Origin of the sequence: Methylosinus sp. Ce-a6 (genome assembly GCF_009811655.1) — a bacterium.
Classification (GTDB): Bacteria; Pseudomonadota; Alphaproteobacteria; order Rhizobiales; family Beijerinckiaceae; genus Methylosinus.
The window spans coordinates 1-13508 of sequence record NZ_BGJX01000022.1 but is presented as its reverse complement, the minus strand read 5'-3'; the positions used below and the strand labels follow the sequence as shown (position 1 = coordinate 13508).

Below are 13508 nucleotides of genomic sequence, written 5' to 3'. Positions count from 1 at the left end.
TCAGCTCTCCGTTCGATAGCGAAACAAAGTGGCGAGGCCTTTCGCCCCGGGCGCGAGGATGCGCGCGATCTCGCGCGGCGCGTCAGTGAAGGGAATTTCCTCGGTGATGAGCGCGTCGAGGCGCGGATCGGCGAGCAGCTCCAGCGCCTTGTCGAGCCGGCGCGCATAATTCCAGCGCGGCCGCCGCGAGGGCGCCACCTGCCCGACCTGGGAGGAGACGAGCCGCAGGCGATTGGCGTGAAAGGCGCCGCCGAGCGGCGCCGCGACCTCGCCCTCGCCATACCAGCTCAATTCGACGATCGTCGCTTCCAACCCGGCGGCGGCGAGCGACAGCGCGAGACCTTCCGAGGAGGCGCTGGCGTGGAAGACGACATCCGCGCCCGCGGCCTCCAGCTCCCGCGCGCCGACGAATCTCGCGCCCAAAATCTCGACGATCTGCGCGCGGGACTCTTCGCGGTCATGGACGAGAACCTCGGCGCCCGGCAGGCGCGCGGCGAGAGCGGCGACCAGCAGGCCGACGACGCCCGCGCCGACGATGGCGATGCGGTCGCCGGGCCCCGCGCCCGAGTCCCAAAGCGCGTTCAGCGCCGTCTCCATATTGGCGGCGAGCGGCGCGCGTCGCGCCGGCGTCGCGTCCGGCACGGGCCGCAACATGCCGAGGGGCGCGACGAAACGGTCCTGATGCGGATGGAGGCAGAAGACGATGCGGCCGAGGAGCGCGGCGGGCCCCGCCTCCACGCGGCCGACGGCGCAATAGCCATATTTCACCGGAAAGGAGAAAGCCCCCTCCTGAAAAGGCGCGCGCATTCGCTCCCATTCCGAGCGCGGCGCGCGGCCCTCGAAGACCAGCCGCTCCGTGCCGCGGCTGACCGCGCTCCACAGCGTCTCGACCAGCGCCTCCTTTGATCCGAGCGGCGCGAGCGGCGAAGCGCGCAAGGACGCTTTCCGCGGCGCCTCGATCCACAGCGCGCGGGCCTCTTTCCCACCATTACGATAGGATTTTTGTGAATCGCCCAATTTACAAACCTCGTGCTTCGCAGCTATTGCTAGAGCACGGCGGCGATGCGCGCCAGCCGATTTTCCTGCGCTCCGCATAGGAAACGCCGACGCGAATGTCCGCCGCCGCCCCCGCCGGCCTCCAGAGCCGCGCCGAACTCTTCCAGCGACGCTCAGCGGTCGCCGCGATCAACGCCGCCGTCTATGTCGCTCTGCTGATCTGGCTCGCCGATATTCTGGGGCAAGACGGGTTGAGCGTCATCGACGCCGCCATTCTCGCCTCCTTCGCCATCGCCGCGCCCTGGAGCGTGCTCGGCGCCTGCAATGCGGCGCTCGGTTTCTGGCTGTTGCATTTTCATCCCCGCCCGCTCGACAGCGTCGCGCCCTTCGCCCGCGCCGGCGACACGCGGCGGCGGCTTTGCGCGCGCACGGCCATTCTGCTGACGATCCGCAACGAGGATGCGGGGCGCGCGCTGACTCGCCTCGCGGTCATGAAGGCGGATCTCGACGCGACCGGCGAAGGCGCGCTCTTCGACTGGTTCGTGCTGAGCGATACGACCGACGCCGGCGTCGCCGCGCAGGAGGAACGAGAATTCGCCCGCTGGCGCGAGCGGGAAGGCGCGGATGCGGCGCGGCTCCACTATCGCCGGCGCTCCGCCAATATCGGATACAAGGCCGGCAATATTCGCGACTTCTGCGCGCATTTCGGCGCCGCTTACGAATTCATGATCCCTCTCGACGCCGACAGTCTGATGGACGGCGAGACCATCGTGCGGCTCGTGCGCATCGGCCAAGCCTATCCGCGCATCGGCATCATTCAGAGCCTCGTCGTCGGCGCGCCGTCGCGCTCGGCCTTCGCCCGCGCCTTTCAATTCGGCATGCGCGCCGGAATGCGGACCTATACGATGGGCGCGGCCTGGTGGGGCGCCGATTGCGGGCCCTTCTGGGGCCATAATGCGCTGGCGCGAATCGCGCCTTTCACGAAATATTGCGATCTGCCGCGTCTTTCCGGAGGACGGCATATTCTCTCGCACGACCAGATCGAGGCGGCGCTGATGCGGCGCGCGGGCTATGAGGTCCGCGTGCTGCCGGTCGAGAGCGGCAGCTATGAGGAAAATCCGCCGACGCTGCTCGAATTCCTGCGCCGCGAACTGCGCTGGTGCCGCGGCAACATGCAATATTTCGAGCTGCTGTCGCTGCCGGGGCTTCTGCCGATGAGCCGCTTTCAGCTCGTCTGGGCGATCAGCATGTTCATCGGCGCGCCGGCCTGGACGGCGATCATTCTGCTCGGCGCATTATTGCCGCTGGTGCAGAACGTCTCGACATTTCCCGCGAGTCCCGCCGCGGCTCTCTATCTTCTCTTCCTCGGCTTCTATCTCGCGCCCAAGCTCGCCGGCTACGCCGATATCGCGCTGACGCCGGGCGGGTCGCGGCGCTATGGCGGCGCCGCGCGCCTGACGATAGGAGCGACGATCGAGATCGCCGCCTCCTTCGTGATCGGCGCGGTCACGACATTCGGCGTCACTTGTCGGCTCGCTCGCCTGCCATTCGAAGGCGAGGCCTCCTGGAGCGCGCAGACGCGCGACGCGCATCGGCTCGACGCCTTGGAGACGGCGCGGGTCTTGTCGCCGCCCTTCGCTTTCGGCGCGCTGGTCCTGGCGCTCGCCGCCGGCTCGGCGCCGGCGCTGGCGCTCTGGTCGGCGCCCTCGACCTTCGGCTATATCGTCGCATATCCTTTCGCGCTCGCGAGCGCGTCGACGCGGCTCGGCGCGTGGTTCGCGCGGGTCGGGCTCTGCGGCGTTCCGGAGGAATTCGCGCCGCCGCCGATCCTCGAGCGGCTGCGCGCCCGCCTGGATGCGGAAGCGACGGCTGACCGAGAGCCCCCGGCGATCGTCGCCCGGTCAGACGAGCGCATTTCGGCATGAGGGAGCGATGAGAGCTCGAATGCGAGACGAATTGCGCAGGGAAAAGCTCCGGACGTCCTGGCGCGTCTTGCGATCTGATTTGGCCGAACGCGCGTCGGCCCCTCTCCCGCCCATCGACGCGCCCCGCCCCCGCGCCGTCGCGACGCGCAGGCCCACGGCGGACGAAGCTCCGCCCGCCGTTCAGCGCATCCTCGCATCGGCGGCCCTCGCAGCGGCGCTGCTGACGGCCGTCTCGGCGCTGTCGGAGGCGGCCGCCAATGCGATGTACACGATGGAGCCGCGCGTCGCCTCGCTGGAAACGGGCCGCTCTCACTTCGGCTTCGGCCAATAGCCCTGCGGCGCGCCCGGCGCCCCGACCTGCGTCGTCTCGACCGGCCCTTCGCCGGTGATCTGGATGACGACCTCCTCCTCGCCCGCGCCGTCCCAATGCACGCCGCCGGCCGGATGCAGCACATAGGAGCCCGCCGTCACCGGCCGCGCCTTGTTGAAATCCAGCTCCTCGCCGACGCCATTCCACCATGTGCCCTTCACCACGACGGCGTGGCGATCGCGCGAATGGAAGTGCGGATTGGAATGATGGCCGGGCGGGAAGCGCACGCGCACGACATAGACGCCGGGCTTCGAGGGATCGCCGAACAGAACCGCCTGGGCGGGGCCGAGGCCGAGCGGGCTCTTGAATGGGACCTCGTCCGCGGATGTGTAGACGAAGCTCTTCTCCGGCTCGGCGCCGAGCCGGGACGCTTGTCCGACGAGCGCGGCGGCGGCGGCGGCGACAATGAATTTGATCTTGCTCATTGCTTTCTCGATTTGCGCAGAGGGGAAACAGCGGCCGGAGGCCTGATGCGCCCGACCGGCCCCGAGCTTAATATCTATTGTTTACAAGATAAATAGAATACTATCGATCGATGCGGCCAAAGCTCGCGACGCGCTGCGGCGCCGCGCCGCAGGGACGAAACCCTCGCGAGCCGCTGGCGCGACTGCGGCGATTTCCTGGCGCTATTGCGAAACCCTGTCGCAAACTCTAGTGTCGACGGCGGTTCGAAACCCGGCGCCCATAAAGTGGCGGGACGCGGGAAAGACAAGCGCCCGAGGCCTTCGCCCTGCCGGGCGGCGAGGAGGGAACCTGAGGGAAATGAACAACAAGAACAACAAGGTCATTACAGCCGACGAAGCGATTGCCCTCATCAGCGAAAATGACGTTCTGACCACGACGGGCTTCGTGCAGAGCTGCATTCCGGAAGCGCTGCACGCCGCGCTCGAGAAGCGCTTCGTCGAGACCGGCGGTCCGCGCGGCCTCACGCTCATCATGACCGCCGGCGCCGGCGACAGCAAAGGGCTCGGCACCGGCCGCCTGCATTACGAAGGCCTGCTGCGCCGGGTCATCGCCGGCAATTTCGGCCGCATGCCCAAGGTCGCCCAGGCCGCCGCGGAGAACAAGATTCTCGGCTACAATCTGCCGCAGGGCGTCATTTCCCAGCTCTATCGCGCCTGCGCCGCCGGCCAGCCCGGCCTCTTCTCCAAGGTCGGCCTCTACACTTACGTCGATCCGCGCTTCGGCGGCGGCCGCGTCAATGAGGTGACGACGGAAGAGATCGTCAAGCATGTCGTCATCGACGACGAGGAATGGCTGTTCTACACGGCGACGAAGATCGACGTGGCCTTCATCCGCGGCACCAGCGCCGACCCTTCCGGCAATATCAGCATGGAGAAGGAGGCGCTGACGCTCGACGTGCTGGCGCAGGCCATGGCCGCGCACAACAATGGCGGCATCGTCATCGCCCAGGTCGAGCGCATCGTCGACGCGGGCTCCATCCGCCCGAAGGATGTGAAGGTGCCGGGCATTCTGGTCGATTGCGTCGTCGTGGCCGATCCGCCTGAGATGCACCGCATGAATTACGGCGTCATCTACAATCCGGCGCTCGCCGGCGAGATTCGCGTTCCCGTCGAGACGATGGCGAAAATGCCGCTCGACGCGCGCAAGATCATCGCGCGGCGCGCCGCCTTCGAGCTGCCGCCGAACGGCGTCGTCAATCTCGGCGTCGGCGCGCCGGAGGGCATCGCCGCCGTGGCGAATGAAGAAAAGCTCACGCCTTTCATCACTCTGACGACGGAAGCCGGCGCGATCGGCGGCGTTCTGGCCTCGGGCTCCTCCTTCGGCTCGGCCACCAACGCCGATTCGATCATCGACCAGAACACGCAATTCGACTTCTATGACGGCGGCGGCCTCGACATGACCTGCCTCGGCATGGCCGAATGCGACGAGCAGGGCAATGTGAACACCAGCCGCTTCGGCGGCCGGCTCAATGGCTGCGGCGGCTTCATCAACATCAGCCAGAACGCCCGCAGCGTGGTGTTCGCCGGCACTTTCACGGCCGGCGGGCTCGAGATCGCCATCGAGAATGGCGAGGTGAAAATCCTGAAAGAGGGCCGCGCGCGCAAATTCCTGAAATTCGTCGAGCAGGTGACCTTCAGCGGCAAATATGCGCAAAAGCGCGAGCAGCCGGTGATCTATGTCACCGAGCGCTGCGTGTTCCAGCTGAAGAAGGAAGGCTTGGAGCTCATCGAGGTCGCGCCGGGCATAGACATAGAGCGGGACATTCTCCCGCATATGGACTTCAAGCCCATCGTCAAGCATCCGATCTTGATGGACAAGCGCATCTTCGTCGACGAGCCGATGGGGCTGATCTCCGACCTGCTCAATCTCGACCTGCAGGATCGCGTGAGCTATGACGCCGATCGCAATATCCAATTCCTCAATCTCGAGGGCTGGAGCGCGCGCTCCAAGCGCGACATCGACGATCTGCGCAAAATGCTGATCGACGCCTGCCAGAAGATCGGCAAGCGCGTCAATCAGGTCGTCAATCTCGACAACTTCCGCATCAGCGAGCATCTCTACGATTATTACGCGGAGATGATCCAATACATGCTCGAGAACTATTATGTGACGACGACGCGCTATACGACCAGCGCCTTCCTGCGGCTGAAGCTCAAGGAGGCACTGAGCAAGCGCGGCATCGCTCCGCATGTGTTCGAGCGCAAGGAAGACGCCCACACCTTCCTCGAGGTGATCGCGCAGGACTGATCTTTCGGCGGCGAAGCGTCATCGCGAGGAGCACAGCGAGGAAGCGATCCAGGAGCCGCCCCACGGCCCTGGATCGCTTCGCCGCGCTCGCGATGACGGCCCCCCGCGGCGGATGTCGAAGCGGCGACCCTCTCGTCAGCTCAAGCTCGCGCAGAAGCGCTGAATCTTCGAGCAGGCGTCCTCGAGCAGCGTATTCGACGCCGCATAGGACACACGGAAATTCGGCCCCGTGCCGAAGGCCGAGCCCTGCACCACGGCGACGCCCTCCGCCTCCAGCAGAGAGGTGACGAAATCGACGTCGCTTCCGATCACCTTGCCGTCCGGCGTTTTCTTGCCGATCGCCTCGGCGCAGGAAGGGAAGACGTAAAAGGCGCCCTCGGGCGAGGGGCATTGCAGATATTTCGCCTGGCCGAGCATGGAGACGACGAGGTCGCGCCGCTCCTGAAACGCCTTGCGGAAGACGGCCAGATGATCCTGCGGTCCTTCGAGCGCCGCCACCGCCGCCCATTGCGCGATGGAGCAGGCGCCCGAGGTCTGCTGCCCCTGCAGCATGTCCATCGCCTTGATGAGCGGCGCCGGACCGGCGGCGAAGCCGATGCGCCAGCCGGTCATCGCATAGGCCTTGGAGACGCCGTTCATCGTCAGCGTGCGCTCGAAGAGGCCGGGCTCCACCTGCGCGATGGTGGCGAATTTGAAATCGCCATAGACGAGATGCTCGTAGATATCGTCGGTGAGGATATGCACCTGCGGATGACGCAGCAGCACCTCGGCGACCTTCTTCAGCTCGTCATGCGTGTAGGCGGCGCCGGAAGGGTTGGACGGCGAGTTCAGCACCAGCCATTTGGTGCGCGGCGTGATGGCGCGCTCGAGATCTTCCGGCTGCAGCTTGAAGCCATGCTCCATCGTCGTGTCGACGAAGACGTTGGTTCCGCCGCAGATCGCCACCATCTCCGGATAGCTCACCCAATAGGGCGCCGGCACGATCACCTCGTCGCCGGGATTGATCGTCGCCAGAAAGGCGTTGAAAAGGATGTGCTTGCCGCCGGTGGCGACGATCACGTCGGAGGCCTTGTAGTCGAGCCCGTTCTCGCGCTTGAACTTCTTCGCCACCGCCTCGCGCAGCGGCGGAATGCCGAGCACTGGCGGATAGCGCGTCTCGCCTCGGCGGATCGCCTCGACGGCGGCGTCGCAAATATGCCCGGGCGTGTCGAAGTCCGGCTCGCCCACCGAGAGCGAGATGACCTCCCTGCCCTGCGCTTTGAGGTCACGCGCCTTCTGCGTCACGGCGATCGTGGCGGAAGGTTTCACGCGTGACAAAGCGTCGGCGATAAAGGCCATTTCGGGAGCTCCTCTCGAGGAAGTGTGCGCTGCACAATCGCGGTCTCGAAGATAGACGCCGCAGCGGCCCCGGGCAATCGAAAATCGGTCCCCGCCCCCGCGTCGAAACGAAGCGATTAACCTCTCGCCGTTAAGAATTGCGCCGCTCGACTTCGCCTTTGGCCATGGAGTGGCGCGGAACATGTGGGACAGGCTGCGCAGCGGCGACTGGCTGGACGAGGAACGCCTGCGCGTCTATCCGCCGATGCTGCTCCTCTTCGCCGCGGCCTGCGTCGCGGCCGTGCTCGCGACCGCCAACGGGCGCTTCGACGCCAATGGCCATCCGCTCGGCACGGATTTCAGCCAAGTATGGGTCGCCGGCCTCGAGACCTTGCGCGGCCATCCGGAAGCGCCTTTCGATCTCGAGCGCCACATAGCGGAGCAGCGCGTCGAATTCGGCGCCGACAGCGACGTCTATGGCTGGCATTATCCACCCTTCTTCCTCGCCCCTGCGGCGGCGCTCGCGCATCTGCCCTATCTCGAGGCGCTCGCGCTCTGGCAGGCCGTCACGCTCGCGCTCTGTCTCGCCGCCATTCTCGCGCTGATGCGGGGGAGCGCCGCGCCGCCCTGGCGCGTCGCGCTCGCGGCGCTCGCCTTTCCGGCGACGCTCGTCAATCTCGGCCATGGGCAGAACGGCTTCTTGACGGCGGCGCTGCTCGGCTTCGGCTTTCTCACGCTGCGGCCGCGGCCCGCGCTCGCCGGCGTTTGTTTCGCGATGCTCGCCTATAAGCCGCAATTCGCTCTGGCGCTGCCGGTCGCGCTCGTCGCCGGCGGCCATTGGCGGGCGCTCGCCTCGGCCGCGGCCTCGCTCGCCGCGATGACCGCGGTCACTCTCCTCCTGTTCGGCCCGGAGAGCTGGATCGCCTTCGCGCAGAGCCTCGAGGTCACCCGCGATCTCGTCGTCGAGCGCGGCGCGGCCGGCTTTCCGAAAATACAGAGCGTCTTCGCCGCCGCGCGCCTCATCGGCGCCGATGTCACGACCGCCTATGCCGCGCAGACGCTGGTCACGGCGGCGACTCTCGCCGCGCTCGTCTGGCTGTGGCGCGGCGCCGCCGATTTTCGCCTGCGCGCCGCCGGCGCGATCGTCGCGACCTTCCTCACGACGCCCTATTGTCTCGACTACGATATGACCGCGCTCGCGCCCGCAATCGCCCTCATCGTCTCGCTCGGCCTCGAGCGCGGCTTCGGCCCTTACATGAAGAGCGCCCTCGCCGCGGCCTTCGTCATTCCGCTCGCGGCGCGCCCGATCGCGACGGCGCTGTCGCTTCCGCTCGGCGCGGCCACGATCGCGGCATTGCTCGCGACAATTCTCTCAAATGCGCGCGACGCATCTTTTCGCCATGTCGAAGCCGCCGCGCCGCTACGATCGGCGCGCTGAAAGGCCATAAAAAGTTCATCTCGCGAAAAAAATCGGCGCCGGCTGCTCGAGGCGTGAAACCTTTCCAGGCGCGCCGCCGTTTATTCTTCGCCGAGCGGCGATCTTCTGCGGTGAGATCGATCGCGACGCGACGGACGTTCTGGGGGGAGAGCGTCTCGGGAGAGGATGCGTCATGTCGTTGGTGGATAAGTTCGAAGACCGTATGGAGCCGGCTTTTGCGCGCAGCTTCGATCCCGAGTCGGCGCGGCGTCAGTTCAGGGTCTCTCTTTTCCTCGTCGCCGCCATGGCGCTGGCGGCCTTCATTCTCGGCTTCGCGCTGCCGCTCAATGCGCCGCGCAGCTCGCCGCCGACGCCCGCGGTCTCCTCCGACGCGGGCGACCTCTTTGGCCGGCTCATCGGCGTCGACTGACGGCGGCCACGGAGCCGCGCCTTCACGCGGCTCCGCCAGCTCGGCGCGTTCCTTCGGCGCTACTGTTTCTTGGCGTCTGCCGGCGCGTCGTGGTGATGCTGATGGTCGTTGCCGCCATGATCATGGCCTGCGGGCTTGGCCTCGCCCGCGGCATGAGCCTTCTCCCAACGCTCCAGCGCTTCCGCGTCATGCGCATGTTTGGCGTCGGGCGCGTCGACCGCCGCATCGACAGTCACCTCGCCCGCCTTCTCGAAAACGAGAACGAGCTCCATTCCCCAGCCGACGGGATTGATCTTCTTGACCTCGGCCAGCACGACATGCGCGCCTTCGGGCGAGAGCGTCGTCGTCTTATCGGCCGCGATAGCGATGCCGCCTTCGGCGATGGCGTGCTTGGCGTCGGCGTGCAACATCGTCTTGCCGACATTCGGCGATTTGACCGCGATCAACTTGTCGGCGCCGCCCTTATTATGGATGAAGGCGTAGAAATAGGCCGTGGTCTCGCCGTCCTTGGGCGCGCGCACCCAGGGATGCTCGATGGTGAGCTTGCCGAGCTCATATTCGTGCGCCTGCGCCGAGCGCATCGGAGTCAATGCGCCGAACGCCGCGCCGCCCAATAGAGCGCCGCCGGCCGCCAACAGATCACGCCGCTTGATCATCATGTGCGTTCTCCCTTTTTTCCCGACGAGCTCGCCGGTTCGTTGCATTCGTCGCCTCATTGTCAGCGAGGCCCTCTTTCGCCTCGTTCCGCCGCATCGCGACCATGCGACGAATTGCGCGCCATTCCTTGCCGCCGCTCAATGCTGATGCGGCGAGACATAGACGACCGGCTCTTTCGCGGTCAGCGCGATCTGCGCCTTCAGCAGAGAGAGATTGCCGTCGTCGGCTCCGAAATGGCGGAAGCGGGCTCGGACATAGCCCGAGCGGTCGATCAGAAAATGTCCTTCCGGAATCTCATTGACGACCGGCTCGTCGAGATAGTGGTTGATGATCGAATAGGTGAGCTCCGTGGCGTCGGGATGGCTCGGGGTCAGCGCGTCCGGATCGGCCGGGCATTCGCCGAAATAATCGGTGACGTGATGCGCGCCCATCGCCTTGACCGTCTCGGCGGCCGCCTTCAGGCTCGCGACGCGATCGGCGAAGTCCGCGTCCTCCGGCTTGCAGCGCGCGAAGGAGACGAGCGTCGGCACGCCGCGCAGCTTCTGGACGTCGATGATCTCGCCCTTGGGGTCGTCCAGACCGAAATTGGGCGCGACCAGCCATTGGATGACGCCCTTGGGGCCGAGGAAGCGCGACTGATTGGAGTTCGACAGAACAGCGAGATAGTTGATGAGATCCCAGCGCCCGTCCTCGTCGACCGTATCGGCGAAGGGCGGCATGACGCCGCTCTGCCCGCCATAGGTCAGCCAGTGGAAAATATCGCCGAGCGTATGCGTCGCGACATGCGGCGCGGTGAGATCGGCCGGCGGAACCTTGAGGCCTTTGGCCATGGGCCCGTTGCCCTCGCCGGTCACGCCGTGACAGCCGACGCAATTGGCCTGGAAGGTCTCGAAGCCGCGCTTCACCGAGGCCGCCGTATAGGGAATGGGCGGATCGGTATAGGTCTCGGGATAGGCCTGGACCGAGAGCGAGACAATTCCGCAGACCGCCGCCGCGCCGCCCAGGACGGGCGTCGAATATTTCCGCCACGCGCGCAGCCGCGGCAAGGGCGCGAACCAGGCCGCCGCGGCGACGAGCGCCAGGGCCGCTCCGCCGACGCCCCACTGCCAGGTGGGATCGATCCAGGGCGTGACCTTGAGGCCCCAGGTGCCGGCGAAAGTGATGCGGAAGGGAAGCGGCCAATAGACATTGTTCTCATGCGCCGCCGGCGTGATGGTGGCGATCCAGCCGGCGATGAACAAGAGGCCGAGCGCGCAAGCGCCCTCGAAGCCGCCGATCTTGCCATACCACGCGAGGTCGAACTGCTGCTTGGAGGAGCCGAGCGTCAGATAGCGCGCGAGCGAGAGGGCGAGCAGCAGCGCCGCGCAGAGCAGAGCCAATTTGGCGGACAGCAGCCGCCCATAGGGCGTCGCCAGCATGAAGCCGAAACTGCCGACCGTCTCCCAGCTGAGAACGAGCCCGCTGATCAGCACGACGATAATGGCGCCCTTGGCGACGCGGGACCAGCGCTCGGCGATGCGCCAGGCGACCTCCGGCGGCTTGCCGCGGCCGGTGAGCATCCAATGGACGAGGCCGAGCAGGCCGCCGACCCAGGTGAGGCCCGCCAGAGTGTGGAAGGGAAAGCTCAATTGCGCGTAGATCGGCAGGCTGTCGTCCACCGCGTGGCCCGTGACCGAGACGACCGCGAGAACGGCGAGGCCCAATCCGAGCGTCGCCAGATCGAGCCGGCGATTGGTCACGCGCAGCCGCAGGATCGTCGCCGCGGCGAAGACGGCGGCGAGGATCTGCGTCGCCACGAAGGCTTTGCCGATGATCGTGCCGGCGAGGAATTGCGCGAGCGCAGCGGAATCGAGCGGCCGGCCCGCCGGAATGATGTTGCGCGCCGTCGCCACGATGAGGCCGAAGCCGAACAACAGACGCAGGACCGCGCAGGCTGCGATCGCCTTTTTGAATCGCTCCCCGTCCTCCTCTACGAGGCGGGGCAGCAGCAATAGTCCGACGGCGAGAGCGGACAGAACGCTCTCCACGAAGCGAAGCGTCGCCAATTCCATGGATTTCGACTTCCGTTACGCTCGCGAATGCGGCGCGGCGTCCCGCCGTTCGGCGCCGCGCGCTTTCGGAAAGCGCGTGAGCCAGACTTCAGCGAGCGTCGACCGTGAATTCGTATTTCCCCTCGACGATGTGGCCGTCCGAGGAGAGAACGCGATATTTCACGACATATTTGCCCGCGGCGAGAGCCGGCGCGTCGAGCGTCAGCTCGCGCGGCTTGTCCGGCGCGCCTTTCGCCCCTTCCACGACGGTCTTGCCGCTCTCGTCGAGGATCGAGATGGTCGAATAGGCGGGCTCGACGCCGCCGCCGAAGCGCAGCTTCACGACTTTGGGAGCGGCGGCGACATGGTCCTTCGCCGAGGGAGAGGCGTCGACCAGAAAGGAATGAGCCAGCGCCGCCCCGCCGCTCACGCACAGAAACGCCGCCACGAGGCCGGCTCCGAACTTCACCTTCATCGTCGCTCCTCCCATTTTATTCGCGCCTCGCGCCAGATTTTCATTGCTTCGGTCGGTCGGCCTCGGTCAGTCGGTTTCGGTCGGCGGTCGGCCTCGTCACGACGACTTCAGCGCATCCGCGGCCGCCACAGGCTTCGCCTTGGGATGGCTATGACGCCAGTAGACGCCGACCATGAGCGCGATCAGCACCGCGCCGAGGGCCGCCGGCACGAAGGACCACAGCGTCTGCCCCACCATGAATTTGAACTGCTGCGTCTCTTTCTCGCCATTCGGCCGCGTGAGCGTGACGAAACCGATGAAATGGCCCTTGTCGGCGAATTTGTATTCGACGTTGAAGGTGCCGGTCCTGTAGAGCTTGGGCGGCAGATGAATGATGGTGAGCGGATCGAGATCGGTGTCGGTCGAGATCGGCACGAGCGGATCGCGAATGATGCGAACCTCGATCGGCATGTCGCGAAAGCTCGGATTGGAGATGTCGAAAGTGAAGATCGTCCGGCCGACGACGGGAATATGCTCGCAATATGGATCGCGCGCGCCCTCCGCCTCATAGGCCGTGATATGGATCATGTCATAGCCGAACATGACCATGCACATATTGTCCATCACCATTGCTTCGGGGCCGTCGCCCCCGGCGCGCGCCGGCGTGACTGAAAAGGACGCGAACAACAACCCGAGCGCAAATAGACAAGAGCTCACAGATCGGACGACCATCGCTTTTATTCCTCCCAACTCCGCGCCCTTTCGGCCGGCGCGTCGCTTTTTTCCTCGAGCCCGAGAGAGCGAGCGTCGCCTCGCCCTCGCCTTTCCCGAATTTTTCTTAGTGCAAAAAGGAACCGATTTGAAACGGCTATTTCGGTCGCCGGCGGCCACGGCTCCTGCTTCGGCGATGTCGCCGCGGCGTGACGCTCCAACTCGCCAGCGTGACGCTCCAACTCGCCGCAGCGTGAGACTCTAAGCAGAAATTCTAAGCATGTTCGGGCGCGGACGCGACAATTTCTCCTGCGTCGAAACGCCGCATTTCATCGCATCCCGATATAATTGCCGAGATCGGGCTGGCGCGCTGCGCCCCGCCTTCGCCGCTCGACGAAGACGATGCGGCGGCCTCTCGAAAAAAGAACCGGCCGGGCTTTTGGCCCGGCCGGCGTATTGATCAGGCTCTATCCGCGGTTCGATCAGGGC

The 13508-nt window shown here is 66.0% G+C and carries 13 protein-coding genes; 5 read left to right on the top strand and 8 right to left on the bottom strand.

Going from position 1 to position 13508, the window contains the following annotated elements:
* Entirely contained in the window at positions 1-936 is a 936-nt protein-coding gene (locus Mspo_RS13855; RefSeq protein WP_244613445.1) for a zinc-binding alcohol dehydrogenase, read from the bottom strand.
* A gap of 176 nt (positions 937-1112) precedes the next feature.
* Between Mspo_RS13855 and mdoH the strand changes: the two genes are divergently transcribed.
* Both mdoH and Mspo_RS13845 read left to right on the top strand, forming a co-directional pair.
* Positions 1113-2921 (top strand): glucans biosynthesis glucosyltransferase MdoH, encoded by a 1809-nt coding sequence (gene mdoH / locus Mspo_RS13850; protein ID WP_159730691.1) that lies wholly within the window; start codon positions 1113-1115, stop codon positions 2919-2921.
* 79 nt (positions 2922-3000) lie between these two features.
* Positions 3001-3252, top strand: coding sequence for a hypothetical protein (locus Mspo_RS13845; protein WP_159730689.1), 252 nt, complete (start codon positions 3001-3003; stop codon positions 3250-3252).
* Here Mspo_RS13845 and Mspo_RS13840 read toward each other — a convergent pair.
* The gene (locus Mspo_RS13840) at positions 3231-3716 is read right to left on the bottom strand and encodes a cupin domain-containing protein (protein ID WP_159730687.1); all 486 of its coding nucleotides are present in this window, start codon (positions 3714-3716) and stop codon (positions 3231-3233) included. The two genes, Mspo_RS13845 and Mspo_RS13840, sit on opposite strands and share 22 nt — an antisense overlap.
* Before the next feature lie 337 nt (positions 3717-4053).
* Here Mspo_RS13840 and Mspo_RS13835 point away from each other — a divergent pair, with 337 nt between their 5' ends.
* Positions 4054-6003 carry an acyl CoA:acetate/3-ketoacid CoA transferase gene (locus Mspo_RS13835; protein ID WP_159730685.1) on the top strand — a complete coding sequence of 650 codons (1950 nt, stop codon included), beginning with the start codon at positions 4054-4056 and terminating at the stop codon, positions 6001-6003.
* 135 nt (positions 6004-6138) lie between these two features.
* Here the strand turns inward: Mspo_RS13835 and Mspo_RS13830 are convergent, their stop codons facing one another.
* Positions 6139-7341 (bottom strand): pyridoxal phosphate-dependent aminotransferase, encoded by a 1203-nt coding sequence (locus Mspo_RS13830; RefSeq protein WP_159730683.1) that lies wholly within the window; start codon positions 7339-7341, stop codon positions 6139-6141.
* A gap of 181 nt (positions 7342-7522) precedes the next feature.
* Here Mspo_RS13830 and Mspo_RS13825 point away from each other — a divergent pair, with 181 nt between their 5' ends.
* Positions 7523-8758: a glycosyltransferase family 87 protein gene (locus Mspo_RS13825; protein WP_159730681.1), complete on the top strand. Its 1236-nt coding sequence runs from the start codon at positions 7523-7525 to the stop codon at positions 8756-8758.
* Between the two features lie 172 nt (positions 8759-8930).
* On the top strand, positions 8931-9167 hold the full coding sequence (locus tag Mspo_RS13820; protein ID WP_159730679.1) for a hypothetical protein: 237 nt from the start codon (positions 8931-8933) through the stop codon (positions 9165-9167).
* A gap of 59 nt (positions 9168-9226) precedes the next feature.
* On the opposite strand, the gene Mspo_RS13815 is transcribed toward Mspo_RS13820, so the two are convergent.
* From Mspo_RS13815 to Mspo_RS19715, 5 genes are all read right to left on the bottom strand, one after another.
* On the bottom strand, positions 9227-9826 hold the full coding sequence (locus Mspo_RS13815) for a copper chaperone PCu(A)C (RefSeq protein WP_159730677.1): 600 nt from the start codon (positions 9824-9826) through the stop codon (positions 9227-9229).
* 135 nt (positions 9827-9961) lie between these two features.
* On the bottom strand, positions 9962-11875 hold the full coding sequence (locus Mspo_RS13810) for a CopD family protein (protein ID WP_159730675.1): 1914 nt from the start codon (positions 11873-11875) through the stop codon (positions 9962-9964).
* Positions 11876-11963: 88 nt separating this feature from the next.
* Entirely contained in the window at positions 11964-12329 is a 366-nt protein-coding gene (locus tag Mspo_RS13805) for a copper resistance CopC family protein (protein WP_159730674.1), read from the bottom strand.
* 96 nt (positions 12330-12425) lie between these two features.
* A complete protein-coding gene (locus Mspo_RS13800) occupies positions 12426-13040 on the bottom strand; it encodes a hypothetical protein (RefSeq protein ID WP_159730673.1) in 615 nt (204 codons plus the stop codon).
* Between the two features lie 240 nt (positions 13041-13280).
* On the bottom strand, positions 13281-13508 hold a 228-nt coding region (locus Mspo_RS19715), incomplete at its 5' end, for a hypothetical protein (RefSeq protein WP_210252811.1).

Coding starts and splice junctions, on each gene's coding strand:
- Mspo_RS13810 (WP_159730675.1), bottom strand. CDS start 11,875: ATGGAATTGGCGACGCTTCGCTTCGTGGAGAGCGTTCTGTCCGCTCTC.
- Mspo_RS13805 (WP_159730674.1), bottom strand. CDS start 12,329: ATGAAGGTGAAGTTCGGAGCCGGCCTCGTGGCGGCGTTTCTGTGCGTG.
- Mspo_RS13825 (WP_159730681.1), top strand. CDS start 7,523: ATGTGGGACAGGCTGCGCAGCGGCGACTGGCTGGACGAGGAACGCCTG.
- Mspo_RS13840 (WP_159730687.1), bottom strand. CDS start 3,716: ATGAGCAAGATCAAATTCATTGTCGCCGCCGCCGCCGCCGCGCTCGTC.
- Mspo_RS13835 (WP_159730685.1), top strand. CDS start 4,054: ATGAACAACAAGAACAACAAGGTCATTACAGCCGACGAAGCGATTGCC.
- Mspo_RS13830 (WP_159730683.1), bottom strand. CDS start 7,341: ATGGCCTTTATCGCCGACGCTTTGTCACGCGTGAAACCTTCCGCCACG.
- Mspo_RS13815 (WP_159730677.1), bottom strand. CDS start 9,826: ATGATGATCAAGCGGCGTGATCTGTTGGCGGCCGGCGGCGCTCTATTG.
- Mspo_RS13820 (WP_159730679.1), top strand. CDS start 8,931: ATGTCGTTGGTGGATAAGTTCGAAGACCGTATGGAGCCGGCTTTTGCG.
- Mspo_RS13800 (WP_159730673.1), bottom strand. CDS start 13,040: ATGGTCGTCCGATCTGTGAGCTCTTGTCTATTTGCGCTCGGGTTGTTG.
- mdoH (WP_159730691.1), top strand. CDS start 1,113: ATGTCCGCCGCCGCCCCCGCCGGCCTCCAGAGCCGCGCCGAACTCTTC.